Below are 21,765 nucleotides of genomic sequence, written 5' to 3'. Positions count from 1 at the left end.
AAGCACTGCCGGGGTGCTCACCGGCAGCGTAGTTTTGGGAACAGTCCACAACGCGCCACTGAACAGCACGCGAGGGGTCCCGTTGACCGTCCATCCCAGCCTTCAGCCCTACGCCGACGCGTGGACCCATTCCATCGAGGCGATATCCGAGCTGGTACTTCCCCTGACCGAGGGCGAGTGGAACCGGGCGACTCCGTGCCCCGGATGGTCGGTCCGTGACGTCGTGTCACACATCATCGGCATCGAGTGCGAGCAGCTCGGGGACCCCCGGCCGATCCACACCGTGGCGCGGGACCTGCGCCACGTGGTGGACGAGTTCAGCCGGTACATGGAGGTCCAGGTCGACGTACGGCGCCACCACACCGCGCCGGAGATGACCTCGGAGCTGGAGTACACCGTCATCCGCAGGGCCCGTCAGCTGCGCAACGAGAAGCGGGATCCGGCCACGATGGTGCGGGGTCCGCTGGGTGACCAGGTGACGCTGGAGCTCGCGCTGCGGCTGCGCGCGTTCGACGTGTGGATCCACGAGCAGGACCTGCGGGCGGCGCTGGGCGTGCCGGGGAACTGGGACTCGCCGGGTGCGTACGTGGCGCGGGACCTCCTGCTGGCCGGGCTGCCGAAGGTGGTCGCGAAGGGGGCGGGGGCGCCCGCGCATTCGGCGGTGGTGCTGGACGTGCACGGCCCGCTGGAGTTCATGCGGACCGTACGGGTGGACGCGGACGGCAGGGGCACGCTGGACAAGGCGCCGTCGCTGGGCCCGGCCGTGACGCTGACGCTGGACTGGGAGACGTACGTCCGTCTCGCGGCGGGCCGGGTGCGGCCGCACGTCGTCGCCGACCGCGTGAAGGTCGAGGGCGACTCCCGGCTGGCCGATGCCATCCTGGCGAACTTCGCCGTGACCCCGTAGGGACCCCGGGGTCCTACGCCGGGGTCTTCGCGGCCGGGGCGACGGGGCCGGACCGGTCCGGGACGACCGGCCGGCGCTCCCCTTCGCGGGCGAGGGCCCGGGCGCGCAGGCGGAGGATCTGCGTGAGGCCGAGGAGCTCCAGGAAGAACACCGACGAGAAGGCGATCCGGTAGTTGTCCCCGGTGGCGTCGAGCAGGATCCCCACCGCCAGCAGGGTCGTCATCGAGGCGAGGAAGCCTCCCATGTTGGTGATCCCGGAGGCCGTGCCCTGCCGCTCGGCGGGATTCGCCGGCCGCGCGAAGTCGAAGCCGATCATCGACGCCGGACCGCAGGTCCCGAGCACCACGCACAGCGCGACCAGCAGCCACATCGGGGCCCGGTCCCCCGGGTAGGCCAGGACCGAGGCCCACAGCAGGGCCGTCACCCCCACCGTGCCCAGCGCCAGCGGTATCCGCGCGGACTGGCGGCGGCCGATGAGCTGGCCGTAGACCAGCCCGAAGGCCATGTTCGAGGCGACGACCAGGGTCAGCAGCCCGCCCGCGGTGGTCCGCGACAGCCCCTGCGCCTCGACGAGGAACGGCATGCCCCACAGCAGCAGGAACACCATCGCCGGGAACTGCGTGGTGAAGTGCACCCACAGCCCGAGCCTGGTGCCGGGCTCCCGCCAGGACTGCGCTATCTGGCGGCGTACGAAGCCGCCCGCGCCCGACGCCTGCGCCGGTGCGGGCGCGTACCCCTCCGGGTGGTCCCGCAGGAACAGCACAAGCGGGACCATGACGACCAGCCCCGCCACCGCGCTGCCCGCGAAGGCCGGAACCCAGCCGACCCCGTGCAGTACGGGTGCCAGCACCAGTGTGGAGACCAGGTTGCCGGCCATGCCGACCAGCCCGGCCAGCTGGGCCATCAGCGGTCCGCGCCGGGCGGGGAACCACCGCGTGCCGAGCCGCAGTACGGAGATGAAGGTCATCGCGTCACCGCAGCCCAGCAGGGCCCGCGCGGCCAGCGCCATCCCGTACGAGGGCGACAGGGCGAAGCCGATCTGCCCGGCGGTGAAGAGGACCGCCCCGAGCGTGAGCACCTTCTTCGTGCCGAGCCGGTCCACCATCAGGCCGACGGGGACCTGCATGCCCGCGTAGACCAGCAGCTGGAGCAGCGAGAAGGCGGACAGGGCCGAGGCGTTGACCTGGAAGCGGTCGGCGGCTTCGAGTCCGGCGACGCCCAGGCTGGTACGGAAGATCACCGCGACGAAGTAGACGGCGACGCCGATCGACCAGACGGCCACGGCCCGCCGGCCGCCCGGCGGGTCCTGGGGGAGGCTCATCGGCCGGACCCCCGCACCAGTGCCCCGACCCGGCCCACGTGCGCCCGTACGGCGGCGGCGGCGGTCTCGGCGTCCCCGGCCCGCAGCGCGTCCAGGATCTCGGCGTGCTCGGCCAGCGACCGCTCCACCCGGTCCGGGTGGGCGTGCAGCAGGGCCACGCCCATCCGCAGCTGGCGGTCGCGGAGCTGGTCGTAGAGCCGGGCCAGGATCTGGTTCCCGGCGCTGCGCACGATCTCGGCGTGGAAGCCCCGGTCGGCGGCCATCAGGGCGACCAGGTCGCCCGCGTCGGCGTGCCGGCGCTGCTCCTCGATGAGCCCGGCCAGCCGGTCCAGCAGTCCGGGCGGGGCCGGCACGGCCCTGCGTACGGTGAACTCCTCGACCAGCAGGCGGGTTTCGATGACGTCGGCGATCTCCTGCGCGGAGACCGGCAGCACCAGCGCGCCCTTCTTGGGGTAGAGCTTCAGCAGCCCCTCGGTCTCCAGCCGCAGCAGCGCCTCGCGCACCGGCGTGCGCGACACCCCGACGGCCTCGGCGACCTCGCCCTCGGTGAGCAGCACCCCGCCCTCGAAGCGGCGGTCCAGCACCCCCTGTTTGACGTGCCGGTAGACGCGGTCGGCGGCGGTGACGGCGGTGGCTGAGGCAGGCATGCGCACAGGATAGATACATGAGGGGTACAACGGTCTCGCCGTCCAGCATCCGGACGGCCGCACCGGGCCGACCGGGGACGAGGCGCCGGCCCCGCCCGTGCATCGAAGGATGTACCGCCGCTTCGTCCGTCGGCAGGACGTACGCCGCCCCGCGCGCCGGGAGGCTGAAGTCATGGCCGAAACCCTGCTCACACCACCGGTGACCGCGACCCGCCTGCCCCTCCTCGACGTGCTGCGGGGCGCCGCGATCCTCGGCACGCTCATGACCAACGTCTGGATCTTCGCCTCCCCCGGCTCGGAGTGGGGCGTGCTCCAGGTCGGCCTGGACACGCCCGACGTACTGGCCGACCCGTCCCCCGCGAACCTCGCGGAGAGCGTCTTCCGCTTCCTCGCGGACGGCAAGTTCCTGTCCCTGCTGACGATCCTGTTCGGAGTCGGCCTGGCCATCCAGTACGACTCCGCCGCCCGTCGCGGCAACCCCTGGCCTGGCCGCTACTGGCGGCGGGCCGCCTTCCTCTTCCTCGAAGGCACCGTCCACTTCCTGCTGGTCTTCGCCTGGGACGTGCTGATGGGCTACGCCGTCACCGCGCTCCTCGTCGCCCGGCTGCTGGCCCGCTCCGAACGGGTCCAGCGCCGGGTGATGTGGACGGCGGGCGGGCTGCACCTGGCCCTGGTCGCCCTGGTGACGGCCGGCGACGCGGCCACCCCCGACGGCGGCCCGAAGTCGCCCGGCGCGGACGCCGTCGCGCTGTACGCCGACGGCAGCTGGGCCGAGCAGGTCTCCTTCCGGTTCGACAACGCCCTGGCCCTGCGCATCGAACCCGTCTTCACCTTCGGGCTGCTCGTCTTCCTCTTCCTGCTCGGCGTGCGCCTGCACCGCGCGGGCGCCTTCGCCCCCACCCCCGACGGCCGCCGCATCCGGGGCCGGATGGCCGCCTGGGGGCTGGGCCTGGGGATGCCGCTCGGCGCCCTGGCCGCGCTCGGCGGCTCCGACTGCTTCGTCCTGGGCCGCTACGGGATCGCCCCGCTGATCGCCGTCGGCTACATGGGCCTGATCGGCATCGCCCTGGACCGCCTGAGGGCCCCCGGCGCCGCGACCGGCAGGGTGACCGGCGCCGTGACCGCAGCCGTGACCGGCGCCCTCGGCTCGGTCGGCCGCACCGCCCTGTCCTGCTACGTCGCCCAGAACCTGCTGTGCATGCTGCTCTGCTACGGCCTCGGGCTGGGCCTGGCCACCCGCCTCGCGGGCACCGGCCCCTGGTGGGTGATGGGCCTGTGGGCGGCGGTGGGCCTGACCCTGGTGGCCGGCTCCCGGCTGTGGCTGCGCCGCTTCGAGAAGGGCCCGCTGGAATCCGTACAGCAGTGGGCCCTCAAGCCCCGGCAGGCCCGGGGCTGACCTCCACCTCCAGCAGGAACTCGTCGTACGGGGCCTCCTGCGGGTACGGCGGCCGGACCTGGGCGAAGCGCACCCGCGACCGGCCTCCCGGACAGCGGCCGCGGACCAGGTACACCCGCTCCACCGGGGCCCCCGGCAGCACCGGGGCCCCGGAGTCCTGCGGGACCTCCTGCACCGAGACCGCGTCCGCGTCCCCGGCGACCTGCCAGGTCCACACGTAACCGCGCGCCCCGCGCCCGGTCAGCCGCAGCTCGTACGACTCACCCGGCGCGAGCGTGATGCTCCGCACCTCCACCGGCACCCCTCTCAGGCCGGGCCGATCACCGACCCCTCGTGCCAGCCCGCGCCGTCGCGCCAGTAGTGCTGCAGGAGGCGGTCGGTGCGCAGGACGATCACTTCCAGGTTGAACCCGAAGCTGCCCTGGAGCATCCCGGTGACGGCCTGCGCGTCGTGCCCGAAGACCGCGCCGCGGCTCCACGCTGTGCCCCCGGCGTTCCCGCGCCACCAGTGCTCGACCCGGCCGCCCGCCGCGACGGCGCACAGCTCGTAGTTCCCGGCGGTGTCCTCGTCGACGGCCCCGTACTGGGCCTCGATCAGGCAGGGCGCCGAGATGATCCCGCCGCCGAAGACCTCGCCGGGGCGCCAGGCGAAGCCGTTGTGGTCGTCGCGCCACCACAGCTGCATCCGGCCGTCGGTGCGGGCGGCGACCAGGTCGAGGCGGCGGCCGCGGGTCTGGACGAGGGCCGGGCCGTAGTGGGCGATCCCTGAGGCGAAGCGGCCGCCGTCGTTCCAGGTCCAGGGGGCGCCGTTGATCCGCCACCAGTGGTTCAGCCGGCCCTCGGCGGTCCGGACGACCACCTCGAAGTTGCCGGGCTTGCCGTAATCGCTCTGGATGAAGGCCGGGGTCGAGCCGACCGCCGCGTCACCCGGGCCGAAGACGCCGCCGTCGCGCCAGGCGCCGCCGGACTGCTCGTAGTACCAGTGGCGCAGCCGGCCGCCCGTGGTGACGTGCAGGGACTCCATGTTGCGGTTGTAGGTGGTCCCGGTGAAGGCCGGCTGACCCGAGGCGTCGTTCGCGAACGCCCCGGCGCGGGTCCAGCCGAAGGGGGCGTCGCCCTCGCGCCACCAGTGCTGGAGACGGCCGGCGCCGGCCGTGGCCAGCATCTCGAAGTTGCGGTGGGCGCGGCCGTTGCCGCTCTCGTAGACGCTGCCCGCGTGCAGGCGCCGCTTGCTCCACGGGTCGATGTTGGTGCCGCGCAGCCCGCACTTGGCCCAGTGGTCGATGTTGGCCTCGCCGTAGGCGATCCGGCCGTATCCGCCGACGTGGTAGCCGGTCCCCCAGGAGTTCTTGAACAGCCAGCAGCCGGCCGCGTCGTCGTAGCCGACGATCAGCACGCAGTGCCCGCCCGCCAGTTGGTCGCTCGTACGGTGGTACACGCCGGAGCCGAGCCCGAAGAAGTCGTCGTACACGTCGAAGCAGGCGGTCAGCGGGCCGACCGCGTCCAGCCAGACCTTCTGCTGCTCGACGTCGCCGAGCCGCACGTAGTCGGTGATCCGCACCGTCCGGCCCGACCGGTCCCAGCTGGGCGTGTACTCGGCCCGCCAGGCGTCGCGCCGCTCGGCGGGCAGGCCCGGCGGGGGAGTGGAGTACGGCCAGCAGTCCGGGTCCGCGAGCCCGCCGTTGGCCTGGATCCAGTCCAGCGCCGCCTCGGGGCTGGAGCCCTGCCCGCAGGCGCACTTCAGCCCGTCGTGCACGTCCCCCTCGGACCGCTCGGCCCACACCCCGTGCTCTATCCGGGCCATCGACTCGACCAGCCCGGCCGCCCCGAAGGCCCAGCACGACCCGCACGGGTTCTGGTCCTTCACCTTGGTGATCCACGGCCAGCCCCAGCGGCTCCGCCAGTCCACGGCGGCCGGCCGCGCCCCCACGACCGGGCCCCCCGACCCGGGCAGCAGGCCGTGCGCGGCCCTGCGCCGGGTGAGGTCCGGATTGCCGCTGACCCGCCCGACCAGCCCCGCCAGGTCGACGGGCCCCGCCTCCTCGGCGAGCGTCAGACCGGCCCCCGGTTCCAGACCGAGCGAGGGCCGCGGCACGGGCTCCTCGTCGGCCAGCTGCTCGCTCACGGACCATCGCGCGCCCTGCTCCACGAGCTGCGCCCGCAGCTCCCCCGCCGTCCGGACAGACTCCTGCGGCATACCGGCCCCCCAGTGTGCGTTCGCCCGCCCCGATGCGAGCGAGACCCGGGAGCGTCCACCTGGCGCCGGGGGGCGTCAAGGGGGGCGGCGAGGTCGCGCGGTGGCACGGGGGTCGTACGGGCCGGGTCCTACGGGGCCATCGCCTGGCCCCCGATGCCCGACGCCCCGGCCAGCTGGCCCTGCCACCACGCCGCCATCCCCGGCGGGTCCATCTCCACCCAGGCCGGGGTCCGTTCCACCTGCGCCCGCCCGAGCCGCCTGGCCAGCGCGACGAGCTCCCGCCCCGCCCCGCCCCGGGCCCGCTCGTAGCCGCGCAGCAGCTCCTCCCACGACCCCGCGCGGGCCCACTGCGCCTCGAAGGCGGTGGCGTCCTGAAGGGCCTTGGCCGCGCCGCTCGTGTTGTGCGGCCGCACCACGGTCGCGGCGTCCCCGGCGAGCAGGAGCCGGCCGGAGGTGGTGCGGGCGGGCTCCAGGTCGTAGATGGGCTGCACATAGGTCTGCTCCGGCGCGGTCAGCCCGAGCACCTGCCCCCAGTACGGCGGGAACTCCCGCTCCAGCAGCTCCGCGAGCCGTGCGGCCAGCTCCCCGGACACCGTCCCCGGCGGGAAGCTCGTCGGGTCGTCCAGCCGCAGCCCGGCCGCCACCGGGGGCGCGGCGTACAGCACCCAGTTGACCCGCAGTCCCTCCGGACCCGGGATCCGGTAGATCACGCAGCTGCCGCCCGGGAAGCAGACGGTGCTCACGGTGTCCGCGGGCCACTCCCCGACGCCCGCCGAATCCAGCGCCGCGGCGTCGAAGTTCCCCCGCCAGCAGACGTAACCCGCGTAGTGGGGGCGGGATTCGGGGCACACGGCCTCCCGTACGACCGACCGGTACCCGTCGGCGCCGACCACCAGGTCGTACCGCTCGACCGCCCCGCCCGCCAGCCGTAACCCGGCCCCGCCGGCCTCCCCCGACACGCCGGTCACCGCCTCGCCCTGCCGGTACACCACCGAGCCGGGGGTGGCCTCCCGGAGCCCGCGCCACAGCAGGCCCCAGTGGTACGAGTGGAAGGGGAACGGCTGCTCCCAGATCACCCGCCCGGCCGGGCCGGCGGCCGCGTCCCGGACCACCCACCTGCGCCGGGCCAGCGGATGCCGCGCGATCCCGGCGGGCAGCGCCCCGGTCGCGCCGAGCTCCGCGGCCCGTTCGTCATGGATGCACAGGCCCACTCCGCGGTCCTCCAGCCGGCCGAGGGTGCGCTCCAGCACCACCACCTCGCCCGCCCCGGCCCGCGCCGCCGCCGAGGCGAACGCGCAGCCCGCAATGCTCCCGCCCACGACCGCGACCGATGCGTCTCGCATGGAAACACCATAGGGCGTCCCGGATCCGGCGAAGGCCGGGGTCCGGTCCCCGGGACGGGCCGATTTCCCGCCGGAAGGCCCCCGTTAGGGTTCCCCCATGGGGACCTGGACCGCGCCGAGCGCCATCGAACGAGAGCTGTACGAGGCCAGGGCCGCGGGCGACTGGCCGGCCTTCTTCGACGCCCTGGCGCTCGCGGACCTCTTCGTCCCCCAGTCCCGCGCCTTCCAGGACGCGAACCCCACCCGCATCCAGCGCGAGCGCGTCCACTTCCCGCAGGTCGGCGCCGAGGCGTACGTGGCCTTCACGGACGGCATGCTCCCCGTGCCCACGCCCGACCTGGTCTTCGAGAGCGTCGACCTCGGCTGGTTCGCGGAGGGCTACCCGCCCCAGGGCCCGCCGTACCTGGCGATCAACCCCGGCACGCCCTTCGAGGTGTTCCTGCCCGCGACCCCCGCCCACCGCGCCGCGTGGGCGCTGCACGACAGCCGCCGGCCCCGCTACGTGGGCCTGGAGCAGGGCAAGGTCCACGGCCTGCACCTCGGCGGCCCGCTGCACGGGCCCGTCGCGTTCGGACTGGCCTGCGGCGCGCTCCTGTCCGTGAGCAACGGACTGTTCTGGAACGCCCTCGCCTACCACGGCCAGGGCTACACCAAGGAGCGCGAGAAGCTCAAGGAGTGGTGGGGGATCACCACCCGCGAGGACTGGCTGGACACCACCGAGCAGCTGCTGGGCGCCGACCTGGTCAGCCCCGTCTGGGAGTTCGCGCTGCGCGTCCGCACGGCCCTCGCGAAGGAGTTCGCCGGACCGGTCGACATCGAGCACTGGCGGCACGCCACCGAGTCCGCCCTGCGGGCCAACGCCCGACGCGCCGCCGAGCCCCGCCTCACGCCCGACGGGGTCACCGTCGCGCAGCCCCGGCCCGCCGCCGAGGTCGAGGGGGAGATAGCGGGGATGCAGCGGGTCATCGGGCGGATCGCCCGCTACGAGCAGCGCTTCCGGGCCGACGGGCTGCTCAGCGAGGGCAGGTACGTGCGCTCCGTGGAGGCCTGGGACTACGGGCGGGCCTCCCAGATGGCCCGCTGGGGCCTCGGCGCCCGCTTCGGGAGCCTGGAGGAGACCGAGCGGGCCGTCGTCCGGGCGGGGAAGGCCTGCCGGCTGGCGTACCGGTCCTGGGAGGACCTGTCGGCCGGGTTCGTCCTCGGCCGCTGCATGCACTTCGACGAGGAGGAGTTCGGGCGCTGGTACGAGCAGATGGTCACGGCGCACCGGGAGTTGACCACCGACCCCGGCAGCCCGTGGCTGAACATCCCGTGGGGATGACCGGAAGACCTCGGGTAGTCGGATTGCGGGTACGTGAACCGAGCCTCTCGCGAGGGACAGCCAATTAGGCTCCGGAGCATGACTGTTGAGCTGAACGACACCGTGCGCGGGCTGCTGGACGCGTCCCACCCCGCCGTCCTGACGACCATCAACCCCGACGGCGGTCCCCAGAGTTCGGTCGTCTGGGTGTCCCGGGACGGCGACGAACTGCTGATCTCCACCGAGCGGGGCCGCCGCAAGGAGCGGAACATCGTGCGGGACGGGCGGGTCGGCCTGACCGTCTTCGACCTGGCGAACCCCTTCCTGTACGCGGAGATCCGCGGCACCGCCTCCGTGACCGAGGACGCCGGCCGGACGGTGACCGCCAGGATCGCCGAGGAGTACCTGGGGCCGGGCGGCGCGAAGGACTTCGTGGAAGCCCCCGCCGAGCAGGTACGGGTGATCGTGCGCATCACCCCGACCAAGGTGCTCGGCAACGCCGTCAAGGCCTAGTTGCCGTCCGGGCGTCCGGAGCCGTGTTCCGGGCGCCCGTCACGGCAGCCGGTCCCGTACCGCCGACCAGGCGTCGACGGCCTCGGCCAGGGGGTCGCCGGCCGGCAGGTGGGGCCGTACCAGGGTCATCCAGGGCACCAGGTTCTTGATCCGCCGCAGGTGCAGGATGCGGCCCCGCGGCAGGTCCCGCCAGGCGCGGGCCCGCGCCGCCGCCTCCGCCGGGGTCAGGTCGATCAGGGCCAGCACCTCGCGGCACAGCTCGGCCGGGTCCCCGCCCCGCCCGGGGCCGAACTCCAAGATCAGGTAGCCCCGTACGGCCGCCAGCTCGGCCCACCGGGCCAGTTCGTCCGGCCGGCCCGCCCGCATCGTCGCGGCCAGCGCCACCCGCCCCCAGCGGATCCGCACCGCGTCGGGGAGCCCGTCGTCCCGCATCCGGCCCAGGGCGAGGCAGCGCAGGGTGTCGGGGTGGGGCTCGTCGAGCAGCGGCGGACCGGTGGCCAGCCAGGCCTCCAGCTCCTCCAGCGCATGCCCGTCCGGCGGTACGTACGTCAGCACCTGCCCCCGGGTGAGCAGGGCGACCATCGCCCCGGACAGGTGCACCCTCGCCACGTGCCCGGCGTCGAAGAAGCCGACGGTCCGCCCGTACCGCTCTATGCGCCGCAGCCCGAGCCGCTGTTCCCCGGCGGCGTAGACCTGCCCGGCGCGCGCGGTCCCGCCGACACAGCGCACCACGCACACCCCGCCGGTGACGTCGGCCCGCTCGACGGAGTACACCTGCAACTCGGCGATGGACACCCGGCCCCCTCTCCCCGGCGGGAGGCTACCGGGACGGCCGCCTGCGGCTGAAGCGGTTGCGGCAGATCGCCCGGGGTCCGCTCCACGGGAACGGCCGATGGCCGGGCTCCTGTGCGGAGACCGGCCATCGGCACCACGTCGCCCGTGCGGGCGGGCGGAGGTTGCTACGCCCAGGTGACGAGGCGGCGGGGGTGTTCCAGGACCGCCGCGATGTCGGCCAGGAAGCGGGAGCCCAGCTCGCCGTCGATCAGGCGGTGGTCGAACGACAGGGCCAGGGTGGTCACCTGGCGCGGCTTCACCTTGCCCTTGTGGACCCACGGCTGGAGCTTGATCGCGCCGACCGCGAGGATCGCGGACTCGCCGGGGTTCAGGATGGGCGTACCGGTGTCGACGCCGAAGACGCCGACGTTGGTGATGGTGATGGTGCCGTTCTGCATGTCCGCCGGGGAGGTCTTGCCGTCGCGGGCCGTGGCGACCAGCGAGGACAGGGACTCCGACAGCTCGCCGAGCGTCTTGGTGTGGGCGTCCTTGATGTTCGGCACGATCAGCCCGCGCGGGGTGGCCGCGGCGATGCCCAGGTTGACGTAGTGCTTGAGCACGATCTCCTGGGCGGCCTCGTCCCAGGACGCGTTGACGTCCGGGTTGCGGCGGATGGCCACCAGCACGGCCTTGGCGATCAGGAGCAGCGGGTTGATCCGCAGACCGGCGAGGTCCGGGTCGTCCTTGAGCTCCTGGACCAGCTTCATCGTCCGGGTCACGTCGAGGGTGATGAACTCGGTGACGTGCGGAGCGGTGAAGGCGGAGCCGACCATGGCCTGGGCGGTGACCTTGCGGACGCCCTTGACCGGGATGCGGGTCTCGCGCGCCGTCGCCTCGGCCGGGGCCTGGAGGGGGGCGGCGGCCGGAGCCGGAGCCGCGGCGGCGGGTGCCGGGGCCACGGCCTGCGGGGTGATCGCGGCAGCTGCGGCCGCGTGCACGTCCTCCCGGGTCACGACGCCGCCATCGCCGGTGGGAACCACCGAGGCCAGGTCGATGCCGAGGTCCTTGGCGAGCTTGCGCACCGGCGGCTTCGCCAGCGGGCGCTCGGCGCCCGCGTGCCCGTTGCCGTTCAGCGCGGCGGTGCCGTTCGCGGCGGCGGCGGTCGCGGAAGCCGCGGTGCCGTTCTGCGCGGGTGCCGCGCCCGGCTGGGCCGGGACGGCTGCCGGAACCGCCACCGGAGCGGCCGCCGAGCCCGCTCCGGCCTCCGGGGCGGCCTTGCGGGGGCGGCGCTTCGTGGAGGCCGTGGACACGCCGTAGCCGACCAGGACGGGCTGGCGCGCCTGGGCGGCCGGCTCCTCCTCCGCCGGAGCGGCGGCGGCAGCGGCAGCGGCAGCGGCGGGCACCTCGACCGCCTCGACGGCCTCGGGGGCCTCGTCCGCGCCCCCGGTCCGCACGGAGATGATCACCTGGCCGACGTCGACCGTGACCCCCTCTTCGAAGAGGAGGGCGTGCACCACGCCGTCGAACGGGATCGGCAGCTCCACGGCCGCCTTCGCCGTCTCGACCTCGCAGACGACCTGGCCGTCGGTGACCGTGTCACCCGGCTGGACGTACCACTTGAGGATCTCGGCCTCGGTGAGGCCCTCGCCCACGTCGGGCATCTTGAATTCGCGGATCGTCATGAACGTGGCTCCTCAGTACGCCAGCGAGCGGTCGACGGCGTCGAGCACCCTGTCCAGGCCCGGCAGGTACTCGTCCTCCAGGCGGGCCGGCGGATACGGCGCGTGGAAACCGCCCACGCGCAGCACGGGCGCCTCCAGGTGGTAGAAGCACCGCTCGGTGATGCGCGCGGCGATCTCCGAGCCCACGCCCAGGAACACCGGCGCCTCGTGGACGACCACGAGACGGCGCGTGCGCTCCACCGAGGCCTGGATGCCGTCGAAGTCGACCGGGGACATCGAGCGCAGGTCCACGACCTCCACCGACTTGCCCTCCTCGGCCGCCGCGGCCGCCGCCTCCAGGCAGACCTTCACCATCGGGCCGTAGGCCGCCAGGGTGACGTCCGTACCGCTGCGCGCCACCCGGGCGCCGTGCAGCGAGTCCGGGATGGCCTCGACGTCGACCTCGCCCTTGTCCCAGTAGCGCCGCTTCGGCTCGAAGAAGATCACCGGGTCGTCGCTGAGGATGGCCTGCTGGAGCATCCAGTAGGCGTCGCTCGCGTTCGACGGGGAGACCACCTTGAGGCCGGGGACGTGCGCGAACAGCGCCTCCGGGGACTCGCTGTGGTGCTCGACGGCGCCGATGCCGCCCGCGTACGGAATGCGGATCACGACCGGCATCTTGATCTTGCCGAGGGACCGGGCGTGCATCTTCGCGAGCTGCGTGACGATCTGGTCGTACGCGGGGAAGACGAAACCGTCGAACTGGATCTCGACCACCGGCCGGTACCCGCGCAGGGCCAGGCCGATCGCCGTGCCGACGATGCCGGACTCGGCGAGCGGGGTGTCGATGACCCGCTCCTCGCCGAAGTCCTTCTGCAGTCCGTCGGTGATGCGGAAGACGCCGCCGAGCTTGCCGACGTCCTCTCCCATGATCAGGACCTTCGGGTCCGTCTCCAGGGCCTTGCGCAGCGAATCGTTGAGCGCCTTCGCGATGGTCAGCTTCTGAACGGCCATGGCGGTCACTCCCCACCTTCGAAGGACGCGAGGTAGGCGGCGAACTGCGCGCGCTCCTCGTCGACGAGCGCGTGCCCGTCCGCGTAGACGTTCTCGAAGATCGCCATCGTGTCCGGGTCGGGCATGGCGCGTACGACCTCGCGCACCCGCTTGCCGAGCGTCTCGCTCTCGGCCTCCAGCTCCGCGAAGAACGCCTCGTCGGCGCCGCCCGTCGCGAGCAGGTGGGCCTTCAGGCGCAGGATCGGGTCCTTCGCCTCCCAGGCCGCGGTCTCCTCGTCGAGCCGGTACTTCGTCGGGTCGTCGGAGGTGGTGTGCGCACCCATCCGGTACGTGAACGCCTCGACGAGGGTCGGGCCCTCGCCGCGGCGGGCCCGCTCCAGCGCCCAGCGGGTGACCGCCAGGCAGGCCAGGACGTCGTTGCCGTCGACGCGGACGCCGGGGAAGCCGAAGCCCTGGGCGCGCTGGTAGAGCGGTACGCGCATCTGGCGCTCGGTCGGCTCGGAGATCGCCCACTGGTTGTTCTGGCAGAAGAACACCACGGGGGAGTTGTAGACGGCCGAGAAGGTGAACGCCTCGGCCACGTCGCCCTGGCTGGACGCGCCGTCGCCGAAGTAGGCGATGACCGCCGAGTCGGCGCCGTCCTTGGCCACACCCATCGCGTAACCGGTCGCGTGCAGGGTCTGCGAGCCGATGACGATCGTGTACAGGTGGAAGTTGTTGATGTTCGGGTCCCAGCCGCCGTGGTTCACACCGCGGAACATGCCGAGCAGGTTGGTCGGGTCGACTCCGCGGCACCAGGCCACACCGTGCTCGCGGTAGGTCGGGAAGACGTAGTCGTCGTCGCGCAGCGCGCGGCCGGAGCCGATCTGAGCGGCCTCCTGGCCGAGCAGCGAGGCCCACAGGCCCAGCTCGCCCTGGCGCTGCAGGGCGGTCGCCTCGCCGTCGAAGCGGCGGGTCAGGACCATGTCGCGGTAGAGATTGCGCAGGTCGTCGGTGGTGATGTCGGCGACGAAGGGGGCAAATTCCGCGTTGTCCGCGTTCTCGACCCGTTCTCCCTCAGGGTTCAGCAGTTGTACGAGCTGAGGCTCGGCGTCGTGCGGCTGTGCGGTGGCAGCGGCGGTCTTGCGGGCGCTGGCCGCGCCTGCCGCCGCCCGCTTGGTGCCGCTGCTGCGTCGCGGCTTGCGCGCGGCAGTGCTCTCCACGGTCACGTGTGCTCCTCCGTCGGTCCGGCACCCGGGTTCTCCGGGGTCCAGTGCGGCTCACCTGTATCTGTACCCGTGCACGGGGTGGGTGCGCGGAGCGTACGGGATTCAGGCGTGACAGGTGCCCCGGCGAGTGCCCTGCGCAATGCACGTTACCCAGTGCCTCGCATAACTGCGAAACCCCGTTTGACCTGCGTTTTTGCTTGGATATCCAAGTAAATCCGCGGTGGCGGGAACAACCACTGGTCACAGCCTTGCAGGGGGCCGGAACAACGGCACGTTATCCCGGGTAACTGCGGCAGGGAAGGGGTGAGTGTGTGAAACTGACTCCGTGCCCGAAATCGGAAAAATCAAGGTATTCCTCCTGGACGACCACGAAGTGGTACGCCGGGGTGTACACGAGCTCCTGTCCGTCGAGGACGACATCGAGATCGTCGGCGAGGCCGGCACGGCCGCGGACGCACTCGTCCGCATCCCGGCCACCCGCCCCGACGTGGCGGTCCTCGACGTACGGCTGCCGGACGGCAGCGGCGTGGAGGTGTGCCGGGAGGTCCGCTCCCAGAACGAGGACATCAAGTGCCTGATGCTGACCTCGTTCGCCGATGACGAGGCGCTGTTCGACGCGATCATGGCGGGCGCCTCGGGCTACGTCCTGAAGGCGATCCGCGGCAATGAACTGCTCAGCGCCGTGCGGGACGTGGCGGCCGGCAAGTCGCTGCTGGACCCGGTGGCGACCGCCCGGGTGCTGGAGCGGCTGCGCGACGGCAACCGCGGCAAGGGCGACGACCGGCTCTCCAACCTCACCGAGCAGGAGCGGAAGATCCTCGACCTGATCGGCGAGGGCCTGACCAACCGCGTCATCGGCGAGCGGCTGCACCTCGCGGAGAAGACCATCAAGAACTACGTCTCCAGCCTCCTGTCGAAGCTGGGCATGGAGCGCCGCTCGCAGGCCGCCGCGTACGTGGCGCGCCTGCAGGCCGAGAAGCGCGCGTAGGTCCCTGCGGGCGGCTGGGCACGGCCGCGCGGGGCAGGGCCCCGCGGCCCCGGGATTCCACGGGTCGCGCCGTGTCATTCGGGACCAACGTCCCGGATGCCCGGGGCGGGATCCTCTTCCCGACCGTGTGTCGGCGGCGGAGAGTGGAACGCATGTCCCCTGAGGAACTCCACGCCATCGAACTGCTGCGCCGGGTGCCGTACGGCCGGGTGGCCACCAGCATGCGCGCGCTGCCCTTCCTCGCGCTGGCCCGGCACATCGTGGTGGACGGCGAGGTCCTCCTGAGAATGCACGCCGGTTTCGGCTACCACCAGGCCTGCAACGGCAGCGTGGTCGCGTACGGCGCCGACAACTTCAATTCCCGGGACCGGCAACTGTGGTCGGTGCAGTTCACCGGCACGGCGCAGATCGTGGAACCGGCCAACGCAGAACTGGAACTATTCGGTCCGGGTCCGCATTTCATCGACGGGGCCGTCTTCGACCCCGTCTACATGCGAATCGAACCCCAGCTCGTCACCGTGCACTCGCTGGCCGGCAATCGCGACCGCGCCTACCAGCACGCGCTCTGATCTGCGGATACGAACACACGAGAGGGCCCGGCGGAATCAATTCCGCCGGGCCCTCTCCCGTACGTACGTGTCACCCGGCGCGGGTCAGCCGACGCCGGGGTTCGGCGCGCCGCTCGGCGGGCTCGGCTTGCTGCTCGTCGGCGTCGACGGCTTCGACGAGTTCGACGGCGACGCGGAGCCGGCCGGGGGCTTCTCCGACTGGCTCGACGACGGCGTGTTGCTCGGCTGCTGGCTGTAGCTCGGCGTGGACTTGCTCCGGCTCGGCGTCGGCTTGTACGTCTCCTCGTCGTCCGTGCGCGAGGAATCCGAGCTCGGCGCGGACGGCGTGGTCTGCGGAGTGTCCGACGGGCTCTGCTGGTTGCCCGGGGAGCTCTGCTTGGTGGCCGGCGGGTTGTTCTCGCCGCCACCGCCGCCACCGCCCACGGTCTTGACCGCGTACGCGACACCGCCGGCGATCGCGAGGACCGCGAGCAGCGCGAACACCCACATCTTCCAGCGGCCGCCGCCCCGGCGGTCGTCGTAGCCGTCGTAGCCGCCGTTGCCGTGGCCGTTGCCGTGGCCGCCGCCGTTCCCGTTGCCGCCGCCGCCCGGGAAGGCCGAGCCGTCGTCGGGGTTCAGCGGGGGCACCATCGGCTGCTGGAACTGCGAGGTCGTGGCGTGCGAGGGGTACGGGCGCTGGCCGCCCGGACCGCCCTGGGGCATCGCCGCGGTGGCGTTGCCGCCGGGCTGGCCGTGCGGCAGCGCCATGGTGACGGGGCCGGTGTTCCAGGTGCCGGTGTTCGGGCCCTGCTCCTGGAGCATCTGGAGCGCGTACTGGACCAGTCCGCGCATCTCCTCGGCAGACTGGAAGCGGTCGTCCGGGTCCTTGGCCAGCGACCGCATGACCAGGCCGTCGAGCTCGTGCGGGATGTGGTGGCCGTCGGGCAGCTGGGACGGCGGGATCGGCGCGTCCTGGACGTGCTGGTAGACCACCGACAGGGGGGTCTCGCCGGTGAAGGGGGGCCGCAGCGCGAGGAGTTCGTACAGCAGGCAGCCCGTCGCGTACAGGTCGGACCGGTGGTCCACGGCCTTGCCGAGGGCCTGTTCCGGGGACAGGTACTGCGGGGTGCCCATGACCATGCCGGTCTGAGTCATCGTCGACTGCACGCCGTGCAGGGCGCGGGCGATGCCGAAGTCCATCACCTTGACCGCGCCGGCGTCGGTGATGATGACGTTGGCGGGCTTGATGTCGCGGTGCACGATGCCGTGCTGGTGCGAGTACGCGAGGGCTTCGAGCACACCCGAGACGATGATGAGCGCCTGGTCGGGGCCCGGGGCCTCGGCGCTGATCAGCAGGTCGCGGATGGTGCGGCCCTCGACCAGCTCCATGACGATGTAGGGGACGACGTTCGGGCCGACCCGGTCCTCGCCCGAGTCGTACACGGCGACGACGGCATGGTGGTTCAGCCCGGCGACCGACTGCGCCTCGCGCGTGAAGCGGGCCTTGGAGACGGGATCCTCGGCGAGGTCGGCGCGCAGCAGCTTCACGGCGACGGTCCGGCCCAGCCGGACGTCCTCGGCGGCGAAGACCTCCGCCATACCGCCGCGGCCCAGGCGGTGGGTGAGCCGGTAGCGGCCGTCTCCCACCAGGCCGCCTGCGCCCCAATGCTCAGGATCCTCGGCCATCCCGGCGCCGTTTCCCTCGGGTTCGGGTGCCATCAGTCCTCGCCGTCGTCTCTCTCGGGCCGCAACTCAGCGGTGGTCCTCTTGGGGTGCTCCGACGAACGCTACAGCCTCGGAACCGGTCACCGTTCGGACAATGGCGCGCGGTGGCCTTGTGGTCACGGAACGGGTACCCGGCTTGACTGGTGCTTGCCCTCCGGCAGACTGGGCGCCACATGCGCTCTGCCAGACGTGTGGGAACACAGCCCGAGGGGAAGCAACAGTCATGAGCCAGGACGGCACACAGGGCCGGTACGCAGGCGGCTCCCTGGCCGGTGGCCGTTACCAGCTAAGGGACTTGCTGGGCGAAGGCGGCATGGCGTCCGTCTATCTCGCCTACGACACGGCCCTCGACCGACAGGTCGCGATCAAGACGCTGCACAGCGAGCTGGGCCGCGAGGCGTCCTTCCGCGAGCGTTTCCGGCGCGAGGCGCAGGCTGTAGCGAAACTGTCGCACACGAACATCGTCTCGGTATTCGATACGGGCGAGGGCGACCTCGACGGCATGCTCATGCCGTACATCGTCATGGAGTACGTCGAGGGGCAGCCGCTCGGCTCCGTGCTCCAGACGGACATCGACCAGTACGGGGCGATGCCGGCCGACAAGGCGCTGAAGGTGACCGCCGACGTGCTCGCCGCGCTGGAGACCAGCCACGAGATGGGGCTGGTCCACCGCGACATCAAGCCCGGCAACGTGATGGTGACCAAGCGCGGCGTGGTCAAGGTCATGGACTTCGGCATCGCCCGGGCCATGCAGTCGGGGGTCACCTCTATGACCCAGACCGGCATGGTCGTCGGCACCCCGCAGTACCTCTCGCCCGAGCAGGCGCTGGGGCGCGGCGTGGACGCCCGCTCCGACCTGTACTCGGTCGGCATCATGCTCTTCCAGCTGCTCACCGGGCGGATTCCGTTCGACGCCGACTCGCCGCTGGCCATCGCGTACGCGCACGTGCAGGAGGAGCCGGTGGCTCCGTCCTCCATCAACCGCTCGGTGAGCCCGTCGATGGACGCGCTGGTGGCGCGGGCGCTGAAGAAGAACCCGAACGAGCGTTTCCCGACGGCCGCGGCCATGCGCGACGAGATCGCCCGGGTGCTGTCGGCCGGGCAGACCGGCGCTCCGGTGATCATCCCGGGCGTGCACGCGGGCGGCAGCGGGGCAGGCGTGAGCTCGGCCGTGTTCCCGCCGGTGGACTCCGGTTTCCAGGCGCCGCCGCAGTCGGTGCAGCAGCCGTACCAGCCGCACACCCCGGCGCCGTCCCCGTACGCGCCCCAGGCCCCGTCGCAGGGCGGGTACGCGTACCCGCCGCAGCAGCACACGCCGCCGCCGGTGCCCCAGCAGCACGCGCAGCACCAGTACGCCCCGCAGACCCCGCCGCCGTTCACCATCTCGCCGAATCCGGCGCCGGCCCAGGCCTCCGCCGCGCCGAAGAAGAACACGCCGGTGATCGTCGGCGCGATCGCGGTGGCTCTGCTGGCCATCGGCGGGCTGATCGCGGTGCTCAACATGGGCGGCGACGACAAGGACAAGGACACCGCGACCCCGTCCTCGTCGTCCTCCGCGTCCGGCTCGCCGGCGGCGGGGCACCGGGGGCCCGACCTCACGCGCACCATCGAGGTCGACAAGTGCAAGAACCCCTCGAAGTCCTACAAGGACGCGACCAAGGTCGCGGCGCCCGACTTCAAGTACAAGAACCTGCTCTCGGTGAAGTCCTGCATCCAGGCCTCGGGCGGCAAGTACAAGATCGAGACCCGGGACGAGAACGTCTTCGGGCAGGACACGGTGCTGGAGCAGGTGCCGGTGGCCGGCGCCGACGTGGCCAAGGAAGGCCAGGAGTACACGCTGTTCGTCTCGACCGGCGACCCCCAGTAGCGGCCGGCCGCTGAGGCGGTCCGCGACACACCGGCATCCCGGGCGACCCTGATGGGTCGTCCGGGGTGCCTGTTTTGCCCCACTATGTAAATCTGAGCGAAACGTCTCGGACGCTCGGACGGGAGGGGCTCTGGTGACTCGACTCCGCCGCGTCCCGCGCTGGACGGCCGGGACCGCGCTGGCCGCCGCCGCGCTGCTGGCCGCCGCCCCCGCGCAGGCCCAGAACCCCGCCCGCACCCCCGCCGCCACCTCCTCCGCGCACCCCGACCCCGTGGCCGACGTACCCGAAGAGGCCTACGAGGAGCTGGCCGGCAGCGCCGCCGGCGCCGGGCGGGAGCGGCCCGGGCGGCCCGTGGCCGAGCCCGCCGACCCCCGGACCGTACTGGCCGCCCGGCCGCTCGGACCGCGACCCCAGCGGCCGGGCCGGCTGGAGCAGCCGGGGCATCCGGAGCGGCCCGGGCGGCCGGAGCGGCCGGAGCGGCCGGGATACCCCGAGCACCCCGGGCATCCGGAGCAGCCCGGGCGGGCGGACCCGCCCCGGGGCACGCACCGCGAGCCCGCCGCCCGGCCGAGCCCCGCGCCGAGCAAGAGTTCGACGGTCGGGGCGCTCGGCACCGGGCCGAACGAGCGGGCCGCCGATCTGGCCGCGCACATACTGCCGCTCGGGACCGGATTCGCCCTGATGGGACTGGGTCTGGGCTTCATGGGAGTGCGGCTGCGCCGGGGTCGCTGACGCCCCGTCCAACGGCACCTGAGGCGGGTGCGGACCCTCCTGTCCCTCTGGCGACGTAGGCCTTGAGACGGTTGCGCCCGGGTGCATACTCGGTATACATACTGAGTATGTCGATCCGCCACGGCCTTCTCGCCCTGCTGGAACGGGGTCCTCGGTACGGCTCTCAGCTGCGTACCGAGTTCGAATCCCGGACCGGTTCCACCTGGCCCCTCAACGTCGGGCAGGTGTACACCACCCTCGCCCGCCTGGAGCGCGACGGCCTCGTCGCCCCCGGCGGCGAGGACCCGGCCGGGCACACCCTCTACGCCATCACCGACACCGGGCGCGCCGAACTGCACCAGTGGTACGAGCGCCCCGTCGACCGCACCAACCCGCCCCGCGACGAGCTGTCCATCAAGCTCGCCATGGCCGTGGGCGCACCCGGTGTGGACATCCGCGCCGTCATCCAGTCCCAGCGGCACGCCACGATCAAGGCGATGCAGGACTACACCCGGCTCAAGGCGCAGGCCCTCGCCGCGATCGAGAGCGGCAGCACCCGCGAACGCGACGACATCGCCTGGCTGCTCGTCCTCGAACAGCTCATCTTCCAGACCGAGGCCGAGGCGCGCTGGCTCGACCACTGCGAGGCGCGGCTCGTCCGGCTCTCCCTGCCGGCCGACCGGAGAGCCGATCCCGATCCGCCGCAGGCCGCCCCGTCCGCAGGAAACGCCCCGTCCGCGGGAAACGCCACCGACCTTCCCTCCGCCGCCCGTACGCGGCGGAGCTGAAACACCCTCCCAGGGGGAACCCTTCATGCCTGACCAGCAGTCACAGCAGCCCGTACTCCAGCTGGACAAACTCGTCCGCACCCACGGCAGCGGCGCCACCGAGGTGCACGCCCTGCGCGGCATCGACCTCGCCGTGTACCCCGGCGAACTCGTCGCCGTCATGGGCCCGTCCGGCTCCGGCAAGTCCACCCTGCTCACCCTCGCCGGCGGACTCGACACGCCCAGCAGCGGCCGCGTCATCGTCGAGGGCACCGACATCACCACCGCGAGCCGCAAGCAGCTCGCCGCGCTGCGCCGCCGCAGCATCGGCTACGTCTTCCAGGACTACAACCTGATACCGGCCCTCACCGCCGCCGAAAACGTGGCCCTCCCCCGCGAGCTCGACGGGATCTCCGCCCGCAAGGCGCGGGCCTCCGCCCTGGCCGCCCTGGAGGAGATGGGCCTGGGCCAGCTCGCGGACCGCTTCCCCGACGAGATGTCCGGCGGGCAGCAGCAGCGCGTGGCCATCGCCCGCGCCCTGGTCGGCGACCGCCGCCTGGTCCTCGCCGACGAGCCCACCGGCGCCCTGGACTCCGAGACCGGTGAGTCGGTGCTCGCCCTGCTGCGCTCGCGCTGTGACGCCGGGGCGGCCGGGATCCTGGTCACGCACGAGCCGCGGTTCGCCGCCTGGGCGGACCGGGTGGTCTTCCTGCGCGACGGAAGCGTCGTCGACGAGACCCTGCGCAGCCAGGCCGACTCCCTGCTCTCGGGGCGGGCGGCCGGCCTGTGACCTCCCCGCTCCAGTCCTGGTACCACTCGTGGATCGCGGCGATCCGCATCGCCCGCCGCGACGCCTGGCGCGCCAAGGGGCGCAGCGC

General features: G+C 72.8%; 20 protein-coding genes. 10 read left to right on the top strand and 10 right to left on the bottom strand.

Annotation, left to right across the window (positions count from 1 at the left end):
- The first annotated feature begins 82 nt into the window (after positions 1-82).
- A complete protein-coding gene (locus tag ACZ4TG_RS05780) occupies positions 83-907 on the top strand; it encodes a maleylpyruvate isomerase family mycothiol-dependent enzyme (RefSeq protein WP_468160070.1) in 825 nt (274 codons plus the stop codon).
- 13 nt (positions 908-920) lie between these two features.
- Here ACZ4TG_RS05780 and ACZ4TG_RS05775 read toward each other — a convergent pair whose 3' ends face one another.
- Together ACZ4TG_RS05775 and ACZ4TG_RS05770 are read right to left on the bottom strand one after the other, a co-directional pair.
- The gene (locus ACZ4TG_RS05775) at positions 921-2,228 is read right to left on the bottom strand and encodes an MFS transporter (RefSeq protein WP_468160069.1); all 1,308 of its coding nucleotides are present in this window, start codon (positions 2,226-2,228) and stop codon (positions 921-923) included.
- The gene (locus ACZ4TG_RS05770; protein WP_468160068.1) at positions 2,225-2,875 is read right to left on the bottom strand and encodes a GntR family transcriptional regulator; all 651 of its coding nucleotides are present in this window, start codon (positions 2,873-2,875) and stop codon (positions 2,225-2,227) included. The genes ACZ4TG_RS05775 and ACZ4TG_RS05770 overlap by 4 nt, the downstream gene beginning before the upstream one ends.
- 172 nt (positions 2,876-3,047) lie before the next feature.
- On the opposite strand from ACZ4TG_RS05770, the gene ACZ4TG_RS05765 reads away from it, so the two are divergent.
- Positions 3,048-4,271, top strand: a complete 1,224-nt coding sequence (locus ACZ4TG_RS05765) for a DUF418 domain-containing protein (RefSeq protein WP_468160067.1) — start codon at positions 3,048-3,050, stop codon at positions 4,269-4,271.
- Here ACZ4TG_RS05765 and ACZ4TG_RS05760 read toward each other — a convergent pair.
- The 3 genes from ACZ4TG_RS05760 to ACZ4TG_RS05750 all read right to left on the bottom strand — a co-directional run bounded on the left by ACZ4TG_RS05760 (position 4,246) and on the right by ACZ4TG_RS05750 (position 7,810).
- The gene (locus tag ACZ4TG_RS05760) at positions 4,246-4,566 is read right to left on the bottom strand and encodes a protease inhibitor I42 family protein (protein WP_468160066.1); all 321 of its coding nucleotides are present in this window, start codon (positions 4,564-4,566) and stop codon (positions 4,246-4,248) included. The genes ACZ4TG_RS05765 and ACZ4TG_RS05760 overlap by 26 nt on opposite strands.
- An 11-nt stretch (positions 4,567-4,577) precedes the next feature.
- Complete coding sequence (locus ACZ4TG_RS05755; protein ID WP_468160065.1) at positions 4,578-6,467, bottom strand: C1 family peptidase; 1,890 nt, start codon at positions 6,465-6,467, stop codon at positions 4,578-4,580.
- A gap of 128 nt (positions 6,468-6,595) precedes the next feature.
- Complete coding sequence (locus ACZ4TG_RS05750) at positions 6,596-7,810, bottom strand: FAD-dependent monooxygenase (protein WP_468160064.1); 1,215 nt, start codon at positions 7,808-7,810, stop codon at positions 6,596-6,598.
- Between the two features lie 97 nt (positions 7,811-7,907).
- Between ACZ4TG_RS05750 and ACZ4TG_RS05745 the strand changes: the two genes are divergently transcribed.
- Together ACZ4TG_RS05745 and ACZ4TG_RS05740 are read left to right on the top strand one after the other, a co-directional pair.
- Positions 7,908-9,131 (top strand): DUF1266 domain-containing protein, encoded by a 1,224-nt coding sequence (locus ACZ4TG_RS05745; RefSeq protein WP_468160063.1) that lies wholly within the window; start codon positions 7,908-7,910, stop codon positions 9,129-9,131.
- A 78-nt stretch (positions 9,132-9,209) separates the two neighbouring features.
- On the top strand, positions 9,210-9,623 hold the full coding sequence (locus ACZ4TG_RS05740) for a PPOX class F420-dependent oxidoreductase (protein ID WP_468160062.1): 414 nt from the start codon (positions 9,210-9,212) through the stop codon (positions 9,621-9,623).
- A 39-nt stretch (positions 9,624-9,662) separates the two neighbouring features.
- Here the strand turns inward: ACZ4TG_RS05740 and ACZ4TG_RS05735 are convergent, their stop codons facing one another.
- From ACZ4TG_RS05735 to pdhA, 4 genes are all read right to left on the bottom strand, one after another.
- Positions 9,663-10,418 (bottom strand): hypothetical protein, encoded by a 756-nt coding sequence (locus tag ACZ4TG_RS05735; protein ID WP_468160061.1) that lies wholly within the window; start codon positions 10,416-10,418, stop codon positions 9,663-9,665.
- A 164-nt stretch (positions 10,419-10,582) separates the two neighbouring features.
- Entirely contained in the window at positions 10,583-12,079 is a 1,497-nt protein-coding gene (locus tag ACZ4TG_RS05730) for a dihydrolipoamide acetyltransferase family protein (protein ID WP_468160060.1), read from the bottom strand.
- 12 nt (positions 12,080-12,091) lie between these two features.
- Positions 12,092-13,072, bottom strand: coding sequence for an alpha-ketoacid dehydrogenase subunit beta (locus ACZ4TG_RS05725; protein ID WP_468160059.1), 981 nt, complete (start codon positions 13,070-13,072; stop codon positions 12,092-12,094).
- A 5-nt stretch (positions 13,073-13,077) separates the two neighbouring features.
- Complete coding sequence (gene pdhA, locus ACZ4TG_RS05720) at positions 13,078-14,280, bottom strand: pyruvate dehydrogenase (acetyl-transferring) E1 component subunit alpha (protein ID WP_468160058.1); 1,203 nt, start codon at positions 14,278-14,280, stop codon at positions 13,078-13,080.
- A 325-nt stretch (positions 14,281-14,605) separates the two neighbouring features.
- On the opposite strand from pdhA, the gene ACZ4TG_RS05715 reads away from it, so the two are divergent.
- Both ACZ4TG_RS05715 and ACZ4TG_RS05710 read left to right on the top strand, forming a co-directional pair.
- Entirely contained in the window at positions 14,606-15,268 is a 663-nt protein-coding gene (locus tag ACZ4TG_RS05715) for a response regulator (protein ID WP_468160057.1), read from the top strand.
- A gap of 152 nt (positions 15,269-15,420) precedes the next feature.
- The gene (locus ACZ4TG_RS05710) at positions 15,421-15,837 is read left to right on the top strand and encodes a pyridoxamine 5'-phosphate oxidase family protein (RefSeq protein WP_468160056.1); all 417 of its coding nucleotides are present in this window, start codon (positions 15,421-15,423) and stop codon (positions 15,835-15,837) included.
- Between the two features lie 84 nt (positions 15,838-15,921).
- Here ACZ4TG_RS05710 and ACZ4TG_RS05705 read toward each other — a convergent pair whose 3' ends face one another.
- Positions 15,922-17,535, bottom strand: coding sequence for a protein kinase domain-containing protein (locus tag ACZ4TG_RS05705; protein WP_468160055.1), 1,614 nt, complete (start codon positions 17,533-17,535; stop codon positions 15,922-15,924).
- A gap of 229 nt (positions 17,536-17,764) precedes the next feature.
- On the opposite strand from ACZ4TG_RS05705, the gene ACZ4TG_RS05700 reads away from it, so the two are divergent.
- The 4 genes from ACZ4TG_RS05700 (at position 17,765) to ACZ4TG_RS05685 (ending at position 21,677) form a co-directional block, all read left to right on the top strand.
- Complete coding sequence (locus tag ACZ4TG_RS05700; RefSeq protein WP_468160054.1) at positions 17,765-19,408, top strand: protein kinase domain-containing protein; 1,644 nt, start codon at positions 17,765-17,767, stop codon at positions 19,406-19,408.
- Positions 19,409-19,541: 133 nt separating this feature from the next.
- Entirely contained in the window at positions 19,542-20,141 is a 600-nt protein-coding gene (locus ACZ4TG_RS05695; RefSeq protein ID WP_468160053.1) for a hypothetical protein, read from the top strand.
- 107 nt (positions 20,142-20,248) lie between these two features.
- On the top strand, positions 20,249-20,908 hold the full coding sequence (locus ACZ4TG_RS05690; RefSeq protein ID WP_468160052.1) for a PadR family transcriptional regulator: 660 nt from the start codon (positions 20,249-20,251) through the stop codon (positions 20,906-20,908).
- Between the two features lie 25 nt (positions 20,909-20,933).
- The gene (locus tag ACZ4TG_RS05685) at positions 20,934-21,677 is read left to right on the top strand and encodes an ABC transporter ATP-binding protein (protein ID WP_468160051.1); all 744 of its coding nucleotides are present in this window, start codon (positions 20,934-20,936) and stop codon (positions 21,675-21,677) included.
- Positions 21,678-21,765 lie beyond the last annotated feature (88 nt).

The organism is Streptomyces sp. NPDC028314 (assembly GCF_055565795.1).
Note: the sequence above shows the minus strand (reverse complement) of the source record. Positions and strands in the feature narration are given on the sequence as shown.